The organism is Pseudoalteromonas sp. SM9913, assembly GCF_000184065.1.
GTDB lineage: Bacteria > Pseudomonadota > Gammaproteobacteria > Enterobacterales > Alteromonadaceae > Pseudoalteromonas > Pseudoalteromonas tetraodonis.
The window spans coordinates 2,798,022-2,818,247 of record NC_014803.1 but is presented as its reverse complement, the minus strand read 5'-3'; the positions used below and the strand labels follow the sequence as shown (position 1 = coordinate 2,818,247).

The following is a 20,226-nucleotide window of genomic DNA, read 5'->3' as shown; positions in this document are numbered from 1 at the left end:
CCTAAAAGAGAAAATGAAAATGAAAACAATAAATATCCTACTCGTTTTATTAATGACGTTTAGTTTCGCAGCAAACGCTCATGGTGATAAGAATAAAGACAAAGGATTGTTTAAAGGTGTAGATACACCAGCCGCAAAAGTTGTTTTGGCATTTCATCAAGCACTTGAAACTGGCAATCAAAAACAGGCTAGAGCGCAGTTAGCGGATGATGTCACCATTTTCGAGGGAGGCCGCGTTGAAAGGAGCGCTGATGAATATGCTCATCATCATATGTTGTCGGATATGAAGTATTTAGCAGCGATGAAGAGCGACACACTTGAACATCAAGTGACGATACTTGGAAATACAGCTATCTCTGCCTCGCGTAGTCAAACTAAAGGTACTTACAATGGTGAAGAACGTGATTATCAAGGGATGGAAACAATGGTTCTCGAAAAGCAAAACGGTGAATGGAAAATTAAGCACATTCATTGGTCACACTAATTTATTGGTCAAACCTCGGAGAGTAAAATGAGAATTAAAGATCCATTACATCAAATTTCTACACCGCGTAGACGCTTTGTACAAGGTTTAGCTGCTGGCGGTATATTAGCTGCTTTTCCAAGCATTCTTCATGCTGCTTCATCTTTAGTGGCTGGAACAATAACAGGTACTGTGCCCGAACTAAGTGGAGAAATAATAGATCTGGTGATAGATGAGTCACCCGTAAACTTCACAGGTGTTGTAAGAATGGCTACAACAATCAATGGCTCAATACCAGCTCCTACCTTGCGCCTCAGAGAAGGTGATGACGTTACTATCAGGGTAACTAATAAATTATCAGTGCCGAGTTCAATTCATTGGCATGGGATCATTCTTCCGTATCAAATGGATGGCGTACCGGGTATTAGCTTTAAAGGTATAATGCCGGGTGAAACCTTTGTTTATAAATTTAAGCTGCAACAAAGCGGCACATATTGGTATCACTCACACAGTGGCTTTCAAGAAATGACAGGTATGTACGGCGCATTAATTATTGAGCCAAGAGAAAAGGATATTATTAGTGCTGACAATGAGCATGTTATCCAATTGTCTGATTGGACTGATGATGACCCAATGGATTTGTTCCGCAAGTTAAAAGTACAGAGCGATGTATTTAACTTTAATCAACCTACTGTTCCAGAGTTTTTTGATGACATTTCAAATAGCAGCGTTTCAAATGCGCTACAACGCCGGGAAATGTGGAATAAAATGAGAATGAACCCTACAGATCTTGCAGACTTATCAGCATCTGCAATGACTTTTTTAATGAATGGTTGTGCGCCTTTGACAAACTGGCGTGGAATGTTTAAAGCTGGCGAAAAGGTTAGGCTTAGATTTATTAACGGTTCTAGCAATACGTTTTTTGATGTAAGAATACCTGAGCTGAAGTTAACAGTTGTACAAGCTGATGGACAAAATGTTGAACCTGTGACAGTAGATGAATTTAGATTTGGTCCCGGTGAAACTTATGATGTACTTGTCGAGCCAAAAAATGATGCATATACGATTTTTGCACAAAGCATGGATCGCTCAGGTTATGCTAAAGGTACTTTATCAATGGCACCTAATATTGATGCACCAGTACCTGCTCTAGATCCCGTTGAATGGTTAACGATGACAGATATGATGGGGAATATGGCCCAAGGTGGTGAGCATTCCGCGATGGCAGGTATGGCAGACATGTCGGGCATGAATTCTAATAAAATGGATCATAGTGCAATGGGTCATGGAGCGATGGCAATGGATCATAGTAAACATGGAATGACTAAAAACCCATTAGCTGTTGCTAGCACTAAAGTGCGTCATGCAAAAACAGAGTATGGAGCTTCTGTTGATATGCGTGTTGATATGCCTAGAACAAACCTTGATGATCCCGGTATAGGTTTACGTAAAAATGGACGCCGTGTTTTAACACTTGCAGATTTACATTCTCTTGAGGGAATTACAAACCAGCAAGAGCCAGAGGCTGAAATTGAATTACATTTAACTGGAAACATGGAGCGTTATAGCTGGTCATTTGATGGCTTGGAATTTGGAAAAAGCACGCCAGTTCACATGAAGCATAATCAACGTTTAAGAGTTATTTTACAAAACGATACAATGATGACACATCCCATGCACCTGCATGGTATGTGGAGCGATTTGGAGAATGAAAAAGGTGATGTACAGGTTCGTCGCCATACTATCCCTGTACAACCAGCGCAAAGAATTAGTTTTTTAACAACACCTCATGACGTAGGTCGCTGGGCATGGCATTGCCATTTATTATTCCACATGGATGCAGGTATGTTTAGAGAGGTAGTTGTATCATGAAAAAATTAATACTAACCAATACGTTAAGACTATTATTAATAGGTTTGCCCCTTATAAGTGTATCTGTATCTGCAAAAGATGAGATGACTGAGATGGGTGATTCTAAAATGCAAGCACAAGGTGGAGATGCACCTAAAGATGCTAGAGACCCCCATGCTTATGCAGCAGGTACAACTTTGACTGAAGGTCCTTATGCACTCAGTAGCGACAAACGACTGACTTTGGCAGATGAGCATTCATTTTACGCGCTACTAGGGGATCGTCTTGAATATAATGAGCAAACAAACGCAGGTGTTTTTGACTTTCAGGCATGGTATGGCACTACTTTTGATAGATTAGTCATCAAAACTGAAGGAGATTTTAGCGAAGGTAATTTAGAGGAGAACCAAACAGATTTTCTATGGGGCCACGCAATATCTGCTTATTGGGATACACAAGTCGGTATTCGACTTGATTACAATAACGAAGGTGAAAACCGCAAATGGCTAGCTTTTGGTTTACAAGGTCTAGCCCCCTACTGGTTTGAAATTGATATGACTGCGTATTTAGGAGAGCAAGGTAATAGTGCATTTTCGATCGAAGCTGAGTATGAGCTATTACTTACTCAAAAGTTAATTGTTCAACCACGAGCAGAGTTGACGCTTTACGGTAAGGATGACGTCCAAAATAACCTTGGTAGTGGCTTGTCTAGCAGTGCTATTGGTTTTCGGGTTCGTTATGAGTTTACCCGCCAGTTTGCTCCCTATGTTGGCGTTGAGTGGACAAATAAATTTGGTAATACAGCCGACTTTGCGAAGTTAAATGGGCAAAGTACTCGTGATACTGCTTTTGTTGCAGGTATCAAGTTCTGGCTCTGATATGAAGAAATACTATATTGACTTGATGAGAGCTACCGCAACTATATTGATGGTAGCTTTCGTTTTTTGGGATTTAAACCATTTTAGTTATGTTAGGAAAGGCCTAGCTAATAGTTTTTTTGGAAAGAACTAAGAGCAGTAATAGTAAGCTACTTCTTGTTTTCAATCGGTGCCAGTCTGGTGTATACCTATCAAGGTGGAATATCAGCTAAGAAGTAAAGTTGGCGAATGGTTAAGGTTAAAGAGTCAAGGCAAAAAACATCGCCATTGAAAGACGTACAATAGGCCATTTTATCACTTTTGATGAACGGGAATTGGATGTGCCCGGGATAGAACCGATTGTTGCAAAGTACTGCGCTTAAAGCTGAACAATTGGAAAAATGATCCATTACTCAATACCTAGTTATGAGCGTAGGGTTTTTATTTCTTTTAATGGTGCTCATGCTTGGCTTCAATCTCATGAGTATAAATTAGACACCCCTTTTATACTTGTGAAGTTAAAGCTGTTTAAAAAAGTAAAAAGTAAAAAGTAAAAAGTTTAGGTTTTAGTTCAAAGGTTGATCAAGATCATAAAATTATTTTTATAAAGTGGCTAATATTGTAGGTGATAAATAAGGAATTAAAATGTTTGGACTTTTCAAGTGGTTTAAAATAGTGGTAATTACTCTGTTGCTTACGCAGCATGGCTTTGCTATTGCTAAACCAATGAATTGTGAAGAACATCAAAATGGATCTTCCGACACGCATATTATACAACCAAGCAAAAATATGCATCATCAATCAATGAATGACAATAGTCACTATCACACTGAAAATTCGCAAGATTCTAAAAACCGTCATGGTGATGAAGACTGTGAAAAATGTAAAGCTGGTGATTGTGTTTGTTGTGAAGGCGGTTTTTGTACAAGCTTTCATTTAAATGCCTATCTTGTGGAAGCGCAAGACGAAGGTATTTGCAATATTCATTCTGAGCTAATTCTACAGCGTATACCCCTACCAAAATCTGGTATCCATCTCTTACTTTATCGTCCACCAATTATTGGCTAATCACGGGATCAGTGCGCCTTTTTTTCGCCAGTCCCATCAAAAATAAAACGATTTACTGATTGGTTTAAATTACCAACCGTTTTGAACAATTAGCACAATATTTTTTGGAGGCATGATGAACATGCTCAAACTATTGCTATTTACAGTACTTAATGCTGTCGATTTTGACCGAGATTTCTCTTTTACCAAAAAATTAGTTTTTAGCTTATTCACTAGAATTAGTACTTGACCTGTGTCTTAGACACAGGTCTAAGCTGAAGATGAGAGTACAAACTTAGCTAAAAAACTGAGGAGTGAATATGAAAGTTGCGGAGCTGGCAAAAAGCCTTGGAACGACTGCTGATACGGTGCGCTATTACACCAGATTAGGATTGTTAAAACCTGCTAAGTCAGTGAACGGCTACAAGTCATACTCGAATAAAGAAGTATCGAGACTTAAATTCATTTTAAGTGCCAGAAACCTTGGTTTTTCCGTTGCAGATATCAAGGAAATTATTAATGAATCTGAAGATGGTAAAAGTGCGTGCCCATTAGTCAGAAGCCTGATCAAAGAGCGGCTTGAAGAAACAGAAAAGCAGTTTCAAGCAATGTTGGCACTTCGAGGAAAAATGTCTTCTGCGCTTTCTCGATGGGAAGAAATGGAAGACAAAGCACCGACTGCAAACATGGTTTGTCATCTCATCGAAAACTTTGAGCAAATTAAAAAAGCATAGGAGGAAAAAGGGTGGCTACTAACACAAATATAAAAACTGAATCAGGCTGTTGCTGTCAGGCAAAAGCTCAATCCTCTTCGTGTAAAAGTAAGGAGAATACGTTGGAGAAAGTATCACATAACCAACAGCTTATCATTGAAGGTGCTGGGTGTGCTAGCTGTGTAGGCAAAATTGAAGGGGCGTTGAAGGCAACTCTTGGAGTCGTCAGTGCGGAAATGAATTTTGCTGATAGGACAGTAACAGTTTATGGGACAGCTAAAACAAAAGAGTTGATCAAAGCTGTTGAGTCAGTGGGGTATAACGCGAAGCCAATTGATGATAGCTCAGCAACAGATGCGCTTGATGAGAAAGAGGCTGCGGATTTTGCATATTACAAAAAGCTAATGCGCGATACGTTTATTGCCCTTTCACTCGGCGTTCCTTTGATGATCTACAGCATTGTAGTTGGAGAAATGACGGTTGAAACAAACCTTGAACGAATTTCTTGGTTGGTTGTAGGCATTTTAACTTTTGGTGTTATGTATTTTTCAGGCAAGCATTTCTATGTAGGAGCATGGAAGAGCTTCAAAAATCATTCAGCCAATATGGACACCCTAATTGCTTTAGGAACAGGCACGGCTTGGTTGTATTCGATGGTTGTCGTGTTTGCACCTGACGCTGTTCCATTGATGGCACGGCATGTTTATTTTGAAGCTACCGCCATGATCATTGGCTTAATTGATTTAGGTTTAGCATTAGAAATCAAAGCCAGAGGTAAAACCTCTGAGGCCATTAAACGTCTTATCGGCTTGCAAGCCAAAACAGCAACCGTGGTTCGTGACAACAAAGAAGTTCAGATAGGTATTGAGCAGGTTTTATTTAACGATATTGTGAAGGTAAAACCGGGTGAAAAAATTCCCGTCGATGGCGTGGTATTGGAAGGACACACCTCTATTGATGAGTCCATGCTGACAGGCGAACCTATGCCTGCTGAAAAAGCTGAAGAAGATGAGGTTGTCGCAGGTACTTTGAACAAATCAGGCATGATTTTATTTAGAGCCACACGCGTTGGTAAAGACACGGCGCTTGCACAGATCATCAATATGGTGAAACGAGCACAAAATTCGAAACCGCCGATTGGCCGTTTGGCCGATGTTATTTCAGCTTTTTTCGTACCTGTCGTGATGATCACCTCTGTGTTAAGTGCGCTAGCATGGCTTAACTTTGGACCTGAGCCAGCCATTGCTTTTGCCATCGTTTCAGCAACTACTGTGCTTATTATTGCCTGCCCGTGTGCTTTAGGCTTGGCAACACCCATGTCTGTCATGGTGGGAGTAGGAAAAGCAGCAGAAGCCGGAGTGCTTATTCGCAACGGTGAGGCACTGCAAACCGCCTCTAAAATCACTGCCATGATTTTAGATAAAACGGGCACTATTACTGAAGGGGCACCTAAGGTAACCGATATTATTTTAGCAAAAGCTACTGACGAAAAAGACGTACTACAGCTTGCAGCAAGTTTAGAAAGCGGCTCAGAGCATCCTTTAGCGCAAGCGATTGTTGAAAGTGCGTTAGATCAGGATATTGAGTTACTAAAAATTGAAGCCTTTAACGCCATTACGGGTTTTGGTGTAGAAGCAAGCTGCAACAACAAAGCCCTGCTTTTCGGAAACGATAAACTAATGAAGTTAAAAGGCATAGACCTCACAGGCTTTGTTGAACAAGCACAGTCTTTAGCCAAAGAAGCCAAAACACCTATGTACTTTGCTGTAGATGGTGAACTTGCAGCAATCATTGCTGTTGCAGATCCTATCAAGTCAGACTCAATCTCTGCTATCAAACGGCTTCAGGCTAATGGTATACGCGTCATCATGTTAACGGGTGATAACAAGGAAACCGCTGCCGCCGTAGCTAAAAAAGTGGGTATTAGTGAGTTTCTTGCTGAAGTGCTGCCAGAAGATAAAGCCAACAAGGTGAAAGAGCTACAAGAAGGCGGCGAAATTGTTGGTATGACAGGAGATGGCATCAACGATGCTCCTGCGCTAGCGTTAGCCGATGTTGGCTTCGCCATAGGCACAGGGACTGATGTAGCTATCGAAAGTGCTGACATTACCCTAATGCGTGGTTCACTTCATGGCCTTGCTGATGCCATAGCGGTAAGCAAAGCTACTTTACGAAATATCAAACAAAACTTGTTTGGCGCGTTTGTCTATAACGTAGCCGGGATTCCTTTTGCTGCGGGGGTTCTATATCCCTTCTTTGGCATTCTGCTTAGCCCTGTAATTGCAGGTGCTGCAATGGCGTTTTCGTCATTGACTGTAGTGTCAAATGCAAATCGACTTCGCTTTTTTAAAGCAAAAGAGCATTAAGGAGAATCACAATGATGGTTATTAACTTATTAGGCTTAATGTTAATCGCGCTGATTGTTTGGTGGTTTTGGCTATATAAACCCAATAAAACAATCGTTCAAGGTAATGAAGTACTCATTGAAGTGAGGGATGGTGTGTATTCCCCATCCTCAATTCAGGTGTCTGCTAGCCAACCTGTCACTCTGAAGTTTATGCGCAAAGATCAATCCCCCTGCGCTGAAACAATGCTTATTCCTTCATTGGATATAAGCGAACAGCTTAAATTAAATGAAATTACTCAAATTACCCTATTGAACTTATCACCGGGAGAGCATGAGTTTCACTGTCAGATGCAAATGTATCGCGGTGTCTTAAAAGTCGTTTAGGAGGGCAATATGAAAAATCAACACCCTAATTTTTGGTCAACACCTACAGGCTGGGCTGCACTGGCACTTATTGCCGCAGTGACCTACTTCTTAGTGCTTGAGCATGGTCAACATATGCTGCAATTTCTTCCCTACTTGATTTTATTGCTATGCCCCTTGATGCACGTATTTATGCATGGCAGTCATGGTAAACATGGTCACGATCATTCACATGCGCCTGATGAAAAAAAGGAAGAGAGCTTTCAAGAACTCACGGATAAAAATGCAGCCTATCGCGATGGCTACATACAAGGGTTAGAAAAGGCACGTAAGGAATCACATAAAAAGGAGAGCAGTGATGAATGAAACATATGATTATGACTTATGGTCAATGGTGATACTGAACTCAGCAATTTTTATCTTTTTTGCCTTTAGTTTTGTCAAACCAAAAACATCAACTGATTGGAGAAGTCTAAGCGCGTTCTCTGCCTTTATTGTTGCCCTATTTACTGAAATGTATGGCTTTCCTTTAACTATCTATTTTCTGTCGGGGTGGCTGACGGAGACCTATCCAGAAGTAAATTTCTTTGCGCATGAAAATGGGCATTTATTACATACTTTCTTTGGATTTCAAGGTGATGCCCATTGGGACCCATTTCATATAGTGAGTATGGTGTTAATTGTTGCAGGTTTCTTTATGTTGTCTTCAGCATGGAATGTATTGCATCACGCGCAAAAACATCATCAATTGGCTACAACTGGATGGTATGCAAGGTGTCGCCACCCACAGTATGTAGCTTTCATTCTAATCATGTTCGGCTTTTTATTGCAGTGGCCGACAATCCCAACACTTGCGATGTTTCCGATCTTAGTCGTTGTTTACGTCAAGCTAGCGAAACGCGAAGAAGCACAAGCGATTGCTGAGTTTGGTTCGGAGTACCACAGGTATATGGAATCGACACCAAGTTGGATCCCAAATTTTAATAAAAGTGTAGAAGGTAAAAATCATGAAAACGTTAACTAAATCAATTTTATTTATTAGTTCACTACTTATAACCACTAGCTCATTTGCCCAAAACAATGAGCATAAGCATGAAGGTGCGAACAAAGCTGATATGCATCAAGGCATGGCAATACCACATGAGAACATGGGAGAAATGCACAAAAAGATGATGGAAATGAAAAAGGAAGTCCATGCCATTAAAACTGAAAAAGATCCTGAAAAGCAACAGCAGATGATGGTTGAACATCACCGTTCAATGATGAAGATGATGCAATCCATGCACAAAAACATGGAAGAAATGCCAATGCATCAACAAATCAAGATGGCTGAACATCATTTAGAAATGATGGGGAACATGATGCCGCAGATGAACCGTAAAATGGAAGAAATGAAAGATAGCAATCAACAGCATTCACACAAACATTAGGAGAAAAATTATGAGCGATTTAAATCATAGAGTTGGCGTTAAAGAGCAAAATTTAGTTGTTCGAAACCTAAAGCTTAGCAATGTCACAGAAGAAAGCTGTGACGAGTTAGTAAAAGAAATAGATCAGCTTTTTGGTATAGATGAAGTTAGTTACAACATCAAAGAAGGTGAAATACACCTTGCCTATGATGCCGCAAACGTAAGCCTTGATGGGATTGAGGAGGTAATCCGTAAGTATGGCGCAGATGTTCATGATGATTGGTGGACACATACTAAAGAAAGTTACTATAAATTTGTTGATCAGAACATCAAAGATAACTCTGTTCATAAGCCTTGGAGTTGTCATCAAGCACCTTCGGGGGCTGGCCGGAAAAACAAATGAATTCATAAAAAAGTGTATAGATAATTAGTTAGTCAAATGAGGTAACCGTGATGAAAACACCCTATATAAAAGCTCTTTTATTGCTTACATTCGGTTTATATTTAGTGGGTTGTTCCAATACCACTTTTTATCATAAATACATGATGAGAGGTCAGGTAGTAGAAAGTTCTGATAATCGAACTCTAATCTGTATTGGTGCTAAGCATGGCGCAGAGGTTGGGCAAAAATACAGTGTTATTAGATTCCATGAAAGAATAGTATTGAGTGAAGGTGAAGATCCCTACACTATCGAAAAGGTAGGAACGGTACAAATTACTAAAATTGTGAATGATCATTTCGCAACTGTAAAGCTAGTGTCTGGTGACATTGCAGCGAAAGATATGGTGGAACTTGAAAACTAATAAAGTGGTGGCGAAAGCCACCACAAGAGCATAACAATAAAACTTAATGAAAAAACTTTAGTGTTATTTTGTACAACCTTTGAGATTGTTTGCTCAGTTCTGGTTATCTTGATGCCAGTACGACAGAAAAAATGTTACATATGAATTAGAAAGGTGTGGGCTGGCATCCTAGGTCTAATCTTAACAGTTAAGGGGCCGCCGAATAGAGCTATACCTTTACATCAGCAGCATAATCAATGCTCCCGCGATCATAAATAAGTTTTCAGATAGCGATACAAATCCAAGTGGCACACTGCTATCGCCGCCTACACAGGCACACTTTAACTGGCGTTTGTCGATGTAAACGGCTTTGAAAACTGAAATTGCTCCAACTGTGCCGATAAACAATGAAAATGGTGCCACTGCGAGAGGCTGTAGTTGGGCAACCATACCAATACCTGCATATGCTTCAATGAAGGGATAAATATAACCATATCTTATCCATCTCATCGCTAGTAAATCATAAGTAATAAACGAATTTGTGAAACTGTATAGGTCTTTCAGTTTTTGCACCGCTAAGAGCGTCATTGAAAAAGCTATAAATAGCATCAGTGTTCTGATGGAGATAAATGAGCCGGAAGCAAAATGTTGAGATGCGACAGCAAGAAGTGCAGCTATCGAGAAAATGGCTACAACGGGCGTGTAGGTTGTGCCAGTTTGACCTGCTTCATCTTTACCAAAATACTCTCTTAAGTCATCGTATCCTCCGACACGCTTTCCTTCAATAAAGGTTTGTGGCGTAGTTTTGACATCATGCTTAGCTTTGAAGTCATCAGCTTGTTGTCTTGACGTGAGCTTATGATCTTCTACATCATACCCTTGCCTCTCCAGCAAATCTTTCGACCTTAAACCATAGGGGCAGATATGTTCGTCAGTGACCATTCTGTACAGGGTAGCTGTCTTAGTCATCTTAGTCTCCTTTGTTCAGTGTGCCTTCAAACTTTGGGAGCGGTCGTTGCTCAGCCTGAGCTTGTGAGCTGACCTTTCCATTTTCAGAAATATCTTTAATCAGCCATTCCATTTCTTTTATTTCTTTTCGTTGGGCTTTAATAATACCATTTGCCAATTCACGCACGCGTACATCCTCCAAAGTTGAATGCTCACTAGTAAGAATAGCAATGGAGTGATGAGGAATCATCGCTTTCATGTAAGCAGTGTCAGAAATTGTGCTTTGAGAGCGAACAAGATAAAGACATATGGCAAACAGTATTGTCGCCAATAGAAAAATAGCCATGTTGAGCTTCTTGTTACTGTACATGCCAAGCATAAAGGCCAGCATGATCATTGCCATACCTGCTCCCATATACAACGCCATATAGATACGCGTTTCACTAAACCATATATGTGATACTGCGTAAGTGTTGAGATACATCATGACAAACATAGCAATGGTTGAGGTGATGATCATTGCAGCAAATCTTGAGTATTTCATAAGTAATCCTTACATTGATAGTGTAAATATTTCCCACTGTTAGCCTATTATTCTCTACATGTGGTCATGTTCTCGAAAAAGTGCAAGTAATGAGCCAGTATCAATAAGAGTATTTGTAATACGATTGACTCAATTTCAGCTTATATCTAAAGTTTAAGTTTTGAACTTATGATAGACACAGGCTAAATTGGCTTTAGTTAACAATCTAATGGGAGAACTCAAAGCACTACAAGCTGAGCTTCAACAAATGGCAAGCTCGTGTACAAGTGAAGCGTGTGAAATAATTAAGTCACTTTATAGTTAGAATTGTCATTCATTTTCTATCCGTAGTGTACGAATTTCTATTTTTTATTACGTTCATGTACGAAATTTATTTAATATACTTTCGTTCATTTAATTGTTAAGGTGTGCGAAAGTTACAGGTTTCGTATATATGAAAGTTGGTTTTGCAAGAGTTTCAACTAAAGAACAAGATTTAAATGTTCAACTGTCCAAGTTGGACGCTCAGGGCTGTGAAAAAATATTCCAAGGCAAACAGTCTGGTGCTTCGATTCGAAATGAAGAAAAGCTTTAGGAACTCATCGACTTTATCAGGGAAGGTGATGAAGTTATTGTTACTCGCCTCGACCGTTTGGGACGGTCGTTAAAATCTATTCTTGAGGCAATTGAAAGCATCCATAAGAAAGGTGCTTGTTTGAATATTATCGACGGCTCTCTCAATACCAAAAATGATAATCCGTTTGCCACTGCCATGATCAACCTATGTGGAGTATTTGTGACTGTGCATAATGATTGAGATTGATCTCATTTTAGACTGAAAGGTTTTAAAGGGATGCCGCCAATCTCTCTTTTTATGAAAGTATGATTTTTTAATCATAATATCTGAGACTCAATCAGTTATATTACGATAATTTGATGCTATTTGCTAACGGCAGCTCCTCCGACATTGCGAACATTAGCATCAATGAATACCTTATGACTTCACTTAGCCAAAAGCGGAAGTTAGCTTTTGAGTTATTAACGAAAATTCAGAGTGTAAAGCAGACGTTGAAGAGTCAATAATAAACTTCAATTTAAACACTCTAGTGCATTAACGGCTGCAACTAATTTTGTCGTTCTAGAATTGGCGGAATTTTGCTGTTCCATATGAGAAGTAAACACACCAGTCACCATTCAATAGTTTGGCAAAACCTTGTGTGACTCATACTTGTGATACCGCTGACATGAATTTGTCAGCATTTCTTCCGTTTTTATCTGTCCACATTTAGGACATGCAATAGTCGATTAATGTTCTATATTCTGCCCGTATGCCTCTAACAGAGTTAACTATCTAGTGACTTAATGATCCCGCATGCTTCAATAGTATTGTTCGAACCACAAGCACTAGCCATCTGTTGTAATTCAGCTTTAAGCGCCCTTAATTCTTTCATGCGTTTATTCACTAGTGCAAGTTGCTGATCAATTAATGCATTAACGCTAGAGCAGCTTTCTTCTGGCTTATTTTTTAATTCGATAAGACGTTTAATATCATTGAGTGATATATCTAGGCTGCGACAATGTTTTACGAACTCCAATTGTTTAAGTCCTTTACTATCATACAGCCTGAAATTACCTTCTGAACGGTTTGGATTTAACAGTAATCCTTCTCTTTCATAATATCTAATTGTTTGTATAGAACAGCCCGATTTTTTAGACAATTCGCCTATTTTCATCAATTTCCCCCAGACATTTGATTCTATAGTTACTATAGAGTCTGTAGTATAAGTATGCAACGAAAAGGATATATAAAAAATGACCGAGAAATATTTAAACAATACGAATATCGTTAATTTTGAACACAAAGATATCCAATCCCTGATCGATCAGCGAGGATGGCAAAGCTTAGACGATTTCAACAAAATTGGAGCAGCATACCAATTTGTGAAAGATGAAATAATGTTTGGCTATAACAAGAGTGATGATATAGCAGCAAGCGATGTACTAGCAGATGGTTATGGGCAATGTAATACTAAGGGTAATCTGTTAATGGCGCTATTGCGTGGACTAGGTATCCAGTGTCGTTTCCATGGTTTTACCATTGATCAGCAATTACAAAAAGGGGCTATACCTAGCTATGTATTTTGGTTAGCACCTAAATACATCATTCATAGTTGGGTAGAAGTTTATTTCGATGGACGCTGGATAAACTTAGAGGGCTTTATATTGGATGAGCAATACTTAAGCTCACTACAGCAGAAATTTAGCCAAGCAAAAGATGACTTTTGTGTCTATGGTGTTGCAACAAAGTGTTTCTCTTCACCAAACACAAATTGGTGCGGCCAAGATACCTATATTCAAAAAGAAGGTATTCATGACGACTTTGGGCTTTATGATTCCCCTGATGAGTTTTATCTTGAAAAGGGTACTAATTTGTCGGGAGTAAAACGTTGGATGTATCAAGGTGTGATTCGCCATTTGATTAATATGAATGTATCAAAAATTAGAAATACAAAAGCACTGGAGGTACAAAATGCACAACCATAGTCACAGTCATCAGCATTCTAAAGATGATCGTATTGGTTGGGCATTTTTTCTGAATGTGACATTTACTATTATCGAATTTATAGGTGGTTGGCTCACTAACAGTACTGCGATAATGGCAGATGCAGTTCACGATCTTGGTGATAGTCTTTCAATAGGTTTTGCGTGGATTTTAAGTCGTTTTTCAGATAAAGAAGCATCAGATAAGTTTAGTTATGGTTATCGTAGACTTACTCTCTTTGGCGCATTGATAAACAGTATTGTTTTAATCATTGGCTCAATTTGGATTTTATTTGAAGCAATTCCAAGGCTGTCCAATCCTGAAATGCCTGTAGTCGAGGGGATGTTAGGGCTAGCGATACTCGGCGTTGCCGTTAACGGATATGCGGTATTAAAATTAAAAGCGGGTGAAACATTAAATGAGAAAGTGCTGACATGGCACCTTCTTGAAGATGTACTTGGATGGGTTGCCGTTCTTATAGTCTCTATCGTACTGTTGTTCGCTGAACTGCCGATATTAGATCCCCTTTTATCAATAGGGTTCACGCTGTTCATCTTGTTTAATGTTTTCAAAAACCTGAAATCAACACTCGTTTTATTTCTTCAAGCTGCACCCGATAAAGAGACTCAAAAGCGTATTAAACTATCACTAATGGAATTTCCTGAAGTTAATGGTATCCACCACATGCACTTTTGGTCACTAGATGGTGAAAGTCACGTTTTAACAGCGCACCTTGAGCTGAGTGACAACTTTGACGTTAAAGAATTAATTAGGCTTAAACAAGAAGTTGCAGCTAAATTATCTTCCTATCATTTATCGCATACAACGATAGAGTTTGAGTTTTTAAATGAAAATTGTCGGGATGAAGCGCAGTAAGCTTTATCAATAAAATGTTGGGCATACAATATAAAAAGCAGCTTAATTAGGCATAACCTATTAATTAAGCTGCTTTTTGGGCTTTAAATTTCGTCAGATTACTGTTTGTTACTCTCAGAGCCATGCGCCCATTGATATAAAACAGGTAATACAAACAAAGTTAAAATGGTAGAAGATACAATACCGCCGATAACGACTGTTGCTAGTGGTCGTTGTACTTCTGCACCAATTCCAGTGTTTAGCGCCATTGGAATAAAACCTAAACTAGCAACCAGTGCCGTCATTAAAATAGGTCTTAAACGAATGATGGCACCTTCAATGATCGCTACGTAAAGGTCGCCTTTTTCATGCCAAAGATCTCGAATAAAAGCCAACATAACCAAGCCATTTAATACGGCGACACCTGACAATGCTATGAAGCCGACACCTGCCGAAATTGATAAGGGCATGTCTCTTAAATAAAGTGAAAATACGCCCCCAGTTAATGCTAAAGGCACGCCACTGAAAATGATTAATGCATCTTTTAATGAACCAAATGCGATAACCAAAATACCTAAGATTACAACTAATGTGATCGGTACAACTAAGCTTAATCTTTTACTCGCTGACTCTAGTTGTTCAAACGTTCCACCATAATCAAGCCAGTATCCTGCTGGGATTTCTCCTTCCTGATTAATTTTAGCTTTCACTTCTTTTACAAAGCCGCCTAAATCTCTGCCACGAACATTGACGGTAACCACAACTCTTCTTTTTCCGTTCTCACGGCTAATTTGAGCAGGTAAAGACTCTGATTTAAGCTCTGCAACTTCTTCAAGTGGCACATAGTTACCACCCTCAAGTGGAAGCGGCAGGTGCTTCAAGCTATCGATATCTGTTCTTGTTTGCTCTGGTAGGCGAACAACTAACTCAAATCGTCTGTCTCCTTCATAAATGATCCCCGCAGATTCTCCACCAATTGCAGTAGCAACCCAGTCTTGCAGTTCTGAAACGCTCAAACCGTATCGACCAAGCGCTTCTCGTTTAGGAATTACTGATAAAGATGGAACACCTGTGACCTGTTCCATTCGGGCATCAGCAGCACCGTCCACGGTTTTCACAATATTTAGAATATCTTTTGCGGTAAGTAATAATCGATCTAAGTCATCACCAAATATTTTGATGCCGACATCAGCTCTAACGCCAGAAATCAATTCATTGAAACGCATTTGAATAGGCTGAGTGAATTCATAGTTGTTGCCCGGAATGTTTTTCAGTACTTCTTCCATTTCTTCAACTAATTCACTCTTTGGCTTTGAAGGTTCGGCCCATTCTTTACGTGGTTTTAAAATAACAAAGATATCAGCAATACTCGGTGGCATTGGATCAGTTGCTACTTCTGATGTGCCGATGCGCGAGAATACTTTATCAACTTCAGGAAACGCTTTAATACGTTGCTCAAGTACTTCTTGCATTTCTACTGATTGCTCTAGGCCGGTAGAAGGTATTCTTAGCGCTTGGACTGTTATATCCCCTTCATTTAGCTGTGGAACAAATTCACTACCCAGCGTTGTTGCTAACCAAAGGCTATACCCCATTAACAGCGTTGAGAATGAAACAATAACCCAACGAAATTTCAACGCCATTTTTAACAATGGTTCATAAATAGACTTGGTTGAACGAATAACTACACTTTCTTTTTCGCTGATTTTACCTTTCATAAACACAGCTACAGCAGCAGGAACCAGTGTAACTGAAAGGATCATTGCGGAAATTAACGCCATAACGACAGTTGCCGCCATAGGGTGGAACATTTTCCCTTCAACGCCAGTTAGCGTGAAAATGGGGATGTAAACAACAGTGATAATTGCCACACCAAACAAGCTTGGACGTATCACTTCTGAAGTGGCTTCAAAAACGGTATTTAGGCGTTCTCTTAAGTCTTGCCTATGACCGTTGTGTTGGGCCTGTGCTAACCTACGGACAGAGTTTTCAACGATGATTACAGCCCCGTCCACTATCAAGCCAAAGTCCAATGCGCCGAGACTCATTAAATTGGCAGATACTCCTGCTTGCGCCATACCTGTGATTGTCATTAACATGGAAATAGGGATAACAGCAGCGGTAATGAGAGCTGCACGTAAATTTCCAAGTAGAATAAATAACACAACAATAACTAAAAGCGCACCTTCAACGAGGTTTTTGGTAACGGTTGCAATCGCTTTATCTACTAACGTTGTTCTGTCGTAAACAGGCTCTGCGGTAATGCCCTTTGGCAGAGATTTTTGTATTTCGCTGAGCTTATGTTCCACTTCTAAAGCAACGGTGCGAGAATTCTCACCAATCAGCATCATGGTTGTACCAAGCACTGTCTCAATGCCATTACGAGTAGCAGCCCCTGTTCTAAGTTCTTTGCCTATAGCAACATTGGCAACATCACTTATTTTTACAGGAATACCATCGTTCTTTTTGATGATGACATTGAGGATCTCATCTATTGTCGCTAGTTGCCCAATGGAGCGTACTAAAACTTGCTGTCCGTTTTGTTCGATATAACCTGCGCCACGGTTGTCATTGTTTTTACGTAATGCATCAGATATTTCTTCAAAGGTTACCTGATGAAAAAGTAATTTTTCGGGTTTAGGCGTTATGTGATATTGCTTGTTGTAGCCGCCGATACTGTTGACCTCAATGACGCCTTTAACTTGAGCCAATTGCGGTTTAATGATCCAGTCTTGTATTTCTCTTAAGGCAATAGCGGTATAAGGCTCTCCATTAGGCATTTTAGCGTCAGGAGAAGCTTGTACGGTATACATAAATATTTCGCCAAGCCCTGTCGAAATAGGACCCATTTCTGGCTCTAAGCCAGAGGGAATAACGCCTTTTATCGCAGCTAATCTTGCATTGATTAAGTTGCGAGCAAAATAAATATCGGTTCCCTCTTCAAAGATAACGGTTACTTGAGATAATCCATATCTTGACAGGGAGCGGGTGTGAGACAGCTTTGGCAATCCGGCTAAGGCGGTTTCTACAGGAAAGGTCACCCTTTGTTCCGCTTCCAAAGGTGAATAACCGGGGGCAGAAGTGTTTATTTGTACCTGCACGTTTGTTATATCTGGAACAGCATCAATGGGAAGTTTTTGATAACTCCACATGCCAACGCCGATGATTACCATCAGCAAGCTTAATACTAAGTAGCGTCTATTTATTGCAAGACGCAAAATTGATTCAATCATATTGCGTCTCCTAATCGTCGTCTTCTACTTCAGATTTCAAAATATCCGCTTTTATCAGATAACTGTTTTTGTTTACATATTCAGCGTCTTTACTGAGGCCATCAATGACCTCGATATAGTTTTTGTCTGAACGTCCGAGCACAAGTGGCGCAAACTCGTACTCTTCATCTTCTTTTACAAAGACACCAAATTGTCCTCCCAGTTCTTGTATCGCAACTTTCTCGACGGCTAAATCCACCTCAAATCGGTTTATCTTTACGCTGCCCATTAATAATTGGCCTGAGGTTAGGTTTAGCTCAGTGTTATTTAAACGTACACGTGCTAAAACATAAGACTGATCTTTAGCTGGAATTATATTGGTGATGGTTGAGTTGAATGCCTGTTCACCATGCTCAATATCAACAGGTTGACCGACTTTAATTTGATTATATTGGCTGGTAAACACCTTAAATTCAGCCCACAAGGTGTCAAAATTGACGATTTCAAACAAGCTAGTGTTTTGCGTGATACCGCCAATATTTCCATTTCGCTGTAAAACAGTCCCAGAAACAGGCGATGTTATTTTATAAGTATTTAAGCTCTCATTAGATTCAATAACGGCTAATAGATCGCCTTTTTTTACCGTATCACCAACAGTGGAGTTTATTGTCTTTATAACGCCGTTATATCTAGCGCCAACTTGAAATAATTGTTCAGCGCCTATCGTCGTAGAGCCGTATACAGGGATAGTTTGGTTCAACGTTTTTGAAGCTAAATAGGCTGTTTCAACACCAACCTTTTTTGCCATGTTATTGTCGATTTTGCTTATGCCTTCTTCGCCTTCATGTTCATCTTCACTAGCGAAAACACTTTGAATGGGTGACAAATACCCAATAAAAATCAATAGTGCGAGTAAATAGTTTTTCATTTTTAATTCCTAAACGATTCAGTTAATAACTGAATCAATAAATTGTTATTAAGCTTAAAGTGATGCTTTTTTTAGAGTGACAGCGCTTCGTTTGTTAGTTTTTCTATCTCTGCGCCATAAATTAGGGCAGCAGATGCCGCATCAATGAGGGTTCGCCGAGCATTTAACAGCTCTTGTCTAGCCGATACATAATCAAGATATCCATATCGACCTTTTTGATAGGCGTCTTGAGTATCTTCCAGTGCATCTTCAAGCATTGGGATAACCGACTGCTTTAATGAATTAGCTGTTAATATGGCTTGTTTTCTATTGGAGTATGCTCGTAGTAAGTGATTTCTAAACCTCAACTTAGTCGCCTCTTTCTCTATGGCAACTTGGTCACGCTCTGCTAGCGCACTAGCGATTGCACCAGAATTTCGCTTTTCAGCAAACAAAGGTAAGCTAAAGCCAGCGACCAGTGCCGTATCATTGGCTTCTTGAGAGCGCCTAACACCAACAGACCATTTGATATTGGCCGTTGACTCTGTTTTAGCTAACTGTATTTCAGCCTCTTTTAGTCGCTGTTCACTTGCATAGATTTGAATAGCAGGGTTCTTCTCTAACTTCGCAAAAAGGCTGTTAAAGTCACTATCATTGCCAAACTGAAAAAGATCCCCTTGTACTTCAGAGAAGGTTACAGAGTTTTCCCCCCAGTAGGCTGCTAATGAGAGCTTCAAATATTCCAAGCGCTTTTGTTCAGATTGAAGGGTGAGGTTAGCCTGAGCAATAACTGCTTTTGAGCGTTTCACTTCAGCCTCAGGAGTAGCACCTGCGCGGTTACGCTGAGATACAATCTCTAACGTTTCTTGTGCTAAGCTCAAAGCATTTTCTGCCAATATAACTCTTTGTTGGGCTGCAAGTACTTCCACGTACTTCTCAGTGACTTGAGCCATTAAATTAAGCGCAGAGACTTCTTTCTCAGCATTGAGTAGTGCTCTTGATTTTGAAACAAGTCCAATCCGCGCTGAGCGTTTATCTCCCATTTCGATAACCGAAGATAGAGCGACTGTTAATTCAGCACTGTCGAATGCATTAAATTCACCTGAGCCTGCAAAGTTCTCAGCTTCAACTTCTAGTTCATAAGCAGGATTTAAACTTGCTGTTTGTTCTTGTCCTGTTAATGCGGTTTGTTTGAAATCAAATATTTTGAGTTCAGGATTTTGTTTAAGCGTCCACTGAATTGCCTCTTGAAGATTTAACTGCTTTTCAAAGGCATAAACATTAAATGTAAAAAGTGACAACGCGAGAAACGCGATATATTTAAGCCGAGGTGTTACACACCTCAAAATTGCTATCTTGCGATGCACACAGGTATTAAGTGCCATGTATACTTTCCTATAAATTTA

At 39.7% G+C, this 20,226-nt stretch carries 20 protein-coding genes and 1 pseudogene; 15 read left to right on the top strand and 6 right to left on the bottom strand.

Annotated features, from left to right (window positions below; genetic code table 11):
* The first annotated feature begins 13 nt into the window (after window positions 1–13).
* The 12 genes from PSM_RS12945 (at window position 14) to PSM_RS12890 (ending at window position 9,854) form a co-directional block, all read left to right on the top strand.
* Window positions 14–484: a YybH family protein gene (locus PSM_RS12945; RefSeq protein ID WP_024596192.1), complete on the top strand. Its 471-nt coding sequence runs from the start codon at window positions 14–16 to the stop codon at window positions 482–484.
* A 27-nt stretch (window positions 485–511) separates the two neighbouring features.
* A complete protein-coding gene (locus tag PSM_RS12940; RefSeq protein ID WP_013465888.1) occupies window positions 512–2,335 on the top strand; it encodes a copper resistance system multicopper oxidase in 1,824 nt (607 codons plus the stop codon).
* Window positions 2,332–3,192 carry a copper resistance protein B gene (locus PSM_RS12935; RefSeq protein WP_004589262.1) on the top strand — a complete coding sequence of 287 codons (861 nt, stop codon included), beginning with the start codon at window positions 2,332–2,334 and terminating at the stop codon, window positions 3,190–3,192. The genes PSM_RS12940 and PSM_RS12935 overlap by 4 nt, the downstream gene beginning before the upstream one ends.
* A 624-nt stretch (window positions 3,193–3,816) precedes the next feature.
* Entirely contained in the window at window positions 3,817–4,239 is a 423-nt protein-coding gene (locus PSM_RS12930) for a hypothetical protein (protein ID WP_010558026.1), read from the top strand.
* A gap of 299 nt (window positions 4,240–4,538) precedes the next feature.
* Window positions 4,539–4,952, top strand: coding sequence for a MerR family transcriptional regulator (locus PSM_RS12925; protein ID WP_008467855.1), 414 nt, complete (start codon window positions 4,539–4,541; stop codon window positions 4,950–4,952).
* A 101-nt stretch (window positions 4,953–5,053) separates the two neighbouring features.
* Window positions 5,054–7,297 carry a heavy metal translocating P-type ATPase gene (locus tag PSM_RS12920; RefSeq protein ID WP_008467856.1) on the top strand — a complete coding sequence of 748 codons (2,244 nt, stop codon included), beginning with the start codon at window positions 5,054–5,056 and terminating at the stop codon, window positions 7,295–7,297.
* Window positions 7,298–7,308: 11 nt separating this feature from the next.
* Complete coding sequence (locus PSM_RS12915) at window positions 7,309–7,662, top strand: cupredoxin domain-containing protein (RefSeq protein WP_004589267.1); 354 nt, start codon at window positions 7,309–7,311, stop codon at window positions 7,660–7,662.
* 9 nt (window positions 7,663–7,671) lie between these two features.
* Complete coding sequence (locus tag PSM_RS12910; protein ID WP_008467859.1) at window positions 7,672–8,007, top strand: DUF2933 domain-containing protein; 336 nt, start codon at window positions 7,672–7,674, stop codon at window positions 8,005–8,007.
* Complete coding sequence (locus PSM_RS12905; RefSeq protein ID WP_010558024.1) at window positions 8,000–8,665, top strand: methyltransferase family protein; 666 nt, start codon at window positions 8,000–8,002, stop codon at window positions 8,663–8,665. Before PSM_RS12910 ends, PSM_RS12905 begins: the two co-directional genes overlap by 8 nt.
* Complete coding sequence (locus PSM_RS12900) at window positions 8,649–9,071, top strand: hypothetical protein (protein WP_008467863.1); 423 nt, start codon at window positions 8,649–8,651, stop codon at window positions 9,069–9,071. The genes PSM_RS12905 and PSM_RS12900 overlap by 17 nt, the downstream gene beginning before the upstream one ends.
* Window positions 9,072–9,081: 10 nt before the next feature.
* Window positions 9,082–9,453, top strand: coding sequence for a hypothetical protein (locus PSM_RS12895; protein ID WP_008467865.1), 372 nt, complete (start codon window positions 9,082–9,084; stop codon window positions 9,451–9,453).
* Window positions 9,454–9,503: 50 nt separating this feature from the next.
* Window positions 9,504–9,854: a hypothetical protein gene (locus PSM_RS12890; RefSeq protein ID WP_004589646.1), complete on the top strand. Its 351-nt coding sequence runs from the start codon at window positions 9,504–9,506 to the stop codon at window positions 9,852–9,854.
* Window positions 9,855–10,070: 216 nt separating this feature from the next.
* Here the strand turns inward: PSM_RS12890 and PSM_RS12885 are convergent, their stop codons facing one another.
* Window positions 10,071–10,802 carry a MauE/DoxX family redox-associated membrane protein gene (locus PSM_RS12885; RefSeq protein ID WP_008109669.1) on the bottom strand — a complete coding sequence of 244 codons (732 nt, stop codon included), beginning with the start codon at window positions 10,800–10,802 and terminating at the stop codon, window positions 10,071–10,073.
* Between the two features lies 1 nt (window position 10,803).
* Window positions 10,804–11,325 (bottom strand): DUF305 domain-containing protein, encoded by a 522-nt coding sequence (locus PSM_RS12880; RefSeq protein WP_008109672.1) that lies wholly within the window; start codon window positions 11,323–11,325, stop codon window positions 10,804–10,806.
* 433 nt (window positions 11,326–11,758) lie between these two features.
* Between PSM_RS12880 and PSM_RS18790 the strand changes: the two are divergent.
* Window positions 11,759–12,121, top strand: a pseudogene (locus PSM_RS18790) (recombinase family protein).
* A 526-nt stretch (window positions 12,122–12,647) separates the two neighbouring features.
* Here the strand turns inward: PSM_RS18790 and cadR are convergent.
* On the bottom strand, window positions 12,648–13,037 hold the full coding sequence (gene cadR / locus PSM_RS12870) for a Cd(II)/Pb(II)-responsive transcriptional regulator (protein WP_041695792.1): 390 nt from the start codon (window positions 13,035–13,037) through the stop codon (window positions 12,648–12,650).
* Window positions 13,038–13,116: 79 nt separating this feature from the next.
* On the opposite strand from cadR, the gene PSM_RS12865 reads away from it, so the two are divergent.
* Window positions 13,117–13,848 (top strand): transglutaminase-like domain-containing protein, encoded by a 732-nt coding sequence (locus tag PSM_RS12865; RefSeq protein WP_008464145.1) that lies wholly within the window; start codon window positions 13,117–13,119, stop codon window positions 13,846–13,848.
* Window positions 13,835–14,722, top strand: a complete 888-nt coding sequence (locus PSM_RS12860; RefSeq protein ID WP_008464143.1) for a cation diffusion facilitator family transporter — start codon at window positions 13,835–13,837, stop codon at window positions 14,720–14,722. The genes PSM_RS12865 and PSM_RS12860 overlap by 14 nt, the downstream gene beginning before the upstream one ends.
* 98 nt (window positions 14,723–14,820) lie before the next feature.
* Here the strand turns inward: PSM_RS12860 and PSM_RS12855 are convergent, their stop codons facing one another.
* From PSM_RS12855 to PSM_RS12845, 3 genes are all read right to left on the bottom strand, one after another.
* The gene (locus PSM_RS12855) at window positions 14,821–17,934 is read right to left on the bottom strand and encodes an efflux RND transporter permease subunit (protein ID WP_013465884.1); all 3,114 of its coding nucleotides are present in this window, start codon (window positions 17,932–17,934) and stop codon (window positions 14,821–14,823) included.
* A gap of 10 nt (window positions 17,935–17,944) precedes the next feature.
* Window positions 17,945–18,841: an efflux RND transporter periplasmic adaptor subunit gene (locus tag PSM_RS12850; RefSeq protein WP_013465883.1), complete on the bottom strand. Its 897-nt coding sequence runs from the start codon at window positions 18,839–18,841 to the stop codon at window positions 17,945–17,947.
* Between the two features lie 71 nt (window positions 18,842–18,912).
* Complete coding sequence (locus tag PSM_RS12845) at window positions 18,913–20,205, bottom strand: TolC family protein (RefSeq protein WP_013465882.1); 1,293 nt, start codon at window positions 20,203–20,205, stop codon at window positions 18,913–18,915.
* Window positions 20,206–20,226: the final 21 nt, after the last annotated feature.

Coding starts and splice junctions, on each gene's coding strand:
- PSM_RS12945 (WP_024596192.1), top strand. CDS start 14: ATGAAAATGAAAACAATAAATATCCTACTCGTTTTATTAATGACGTTT.
- PSM_RS12940 (WP_013465888.1), top strand. CDS start 512: ATGAGAATTAAAGATCCATTACATCAAATTTCTACACCGCGTAGACGC.
- PSM_RS12935 (WP_004589262.1), top strand. CDS start 2,332: ATGAAAAAATTAATACTAACCAATACGTTAAGACTATTATTAATAGGT.
- PSM_RS12930 (WP_010558026.1), top strand. CDS start 3,817: ATGTTTGGACTTTTCAAGTGGTTTAAAATAGTGGTAATTACTCTGTTG.
- PSM_RS12925 (WP_008467855.1), top strand. CDS start 4,539: ATGAAAGTTGCGGAGCTGGCAAAAAGCCTTGGAACGACTGCTGATACG.
- PSM_RS12915 (WP_004589267.1), top strand. CDS start 7,309: ATGATGGTTATTAACTTATTAGGCTTAATGTTAATCGCGCTGATTGTT.
- PSM_RS12910 (WP_008467859.1), top strand. CDS start 7,672: ATGAAAAATCAACACCCTAATTTTTGGTCAACACCTACAGGCTGGGCT.
- PSM_RS12905 (WP_010558024.1), top strand. CDS start 8,000: ATGAATGAAACATATGATTATGACTTATGGTCAATGGTGATACTGAAC.
- PSM_RS12900 (WP_008467863.1), top strand. CDS start 8,649: ATGAAAACGTTAACTAAATCAATTTTATTTATTAGTTCACTACTTATA.
- PSM_RS12895 (WP_008467865.1), top strand. CDS start 9,082: ATGAGCGATTTAAATCATAGAGTTGGCGTTAAAGAGCAAAATTTAGTT.
- PSM_RS12890 (WP_004589646.1), top strand. CDS start 9,504: ATGAAAACACCCTATATAAAAGCTCTTTTATTGCTTACATTCGGTTTA.
- PSM_RS12885 (WP_008109669.1), bottom strand. CDS start 10,802: ATGACTAAGACAGCTACCCTGTACAGAATGGTCACTGACGAACATATC.
- PSM_RS12880 (WP_008109672.1), bottom strand. CDS start 11,325: ATGAAATACTCAAGATTTGCTGCAATGATCATCACCTCAACCATTGCT.
- cadR (WP_041695792.1), bottom strand. CDS start 13,037: ATGAAAATAGGCGAATTGTCTAAAAAATCGGGCTGTTCTATACAAACA.
- PSM_RS12865 (WP_008464145.1), top strand. CDS start 13,117: ATGACCGAGAAATATTTAAACAATACGAATATCGTTAATTTTGAACAC.
- PSM_RS12860 (WP_008464143.1), top strand. CDS start 13,835: ATGCACAACCATAGTCACAGTCATCAGCATTCTAAAGATGATCGTATT.
- PSM_RS12855 (WP_013465884.1), bottom strand. CDS start 17,934: ATGATTGAATCAATTTTGCGTCTTGCAATAAATAGACGCTACTTAGTA.
- PSM_RS12850 (WP_013465883.1), bottom strand. CDS start 18,841: ATGAAAAACTATTTACTCGCACTATTGATTTTTATTGGGTATTTGTCA.
- PSM_RS12845 (WP_013465882.1), bottom strand. CDS start 20,205: ATGGCACTTAATACCTGTGTGCATCGCAAGATAGCAATTTTGAGGTGT.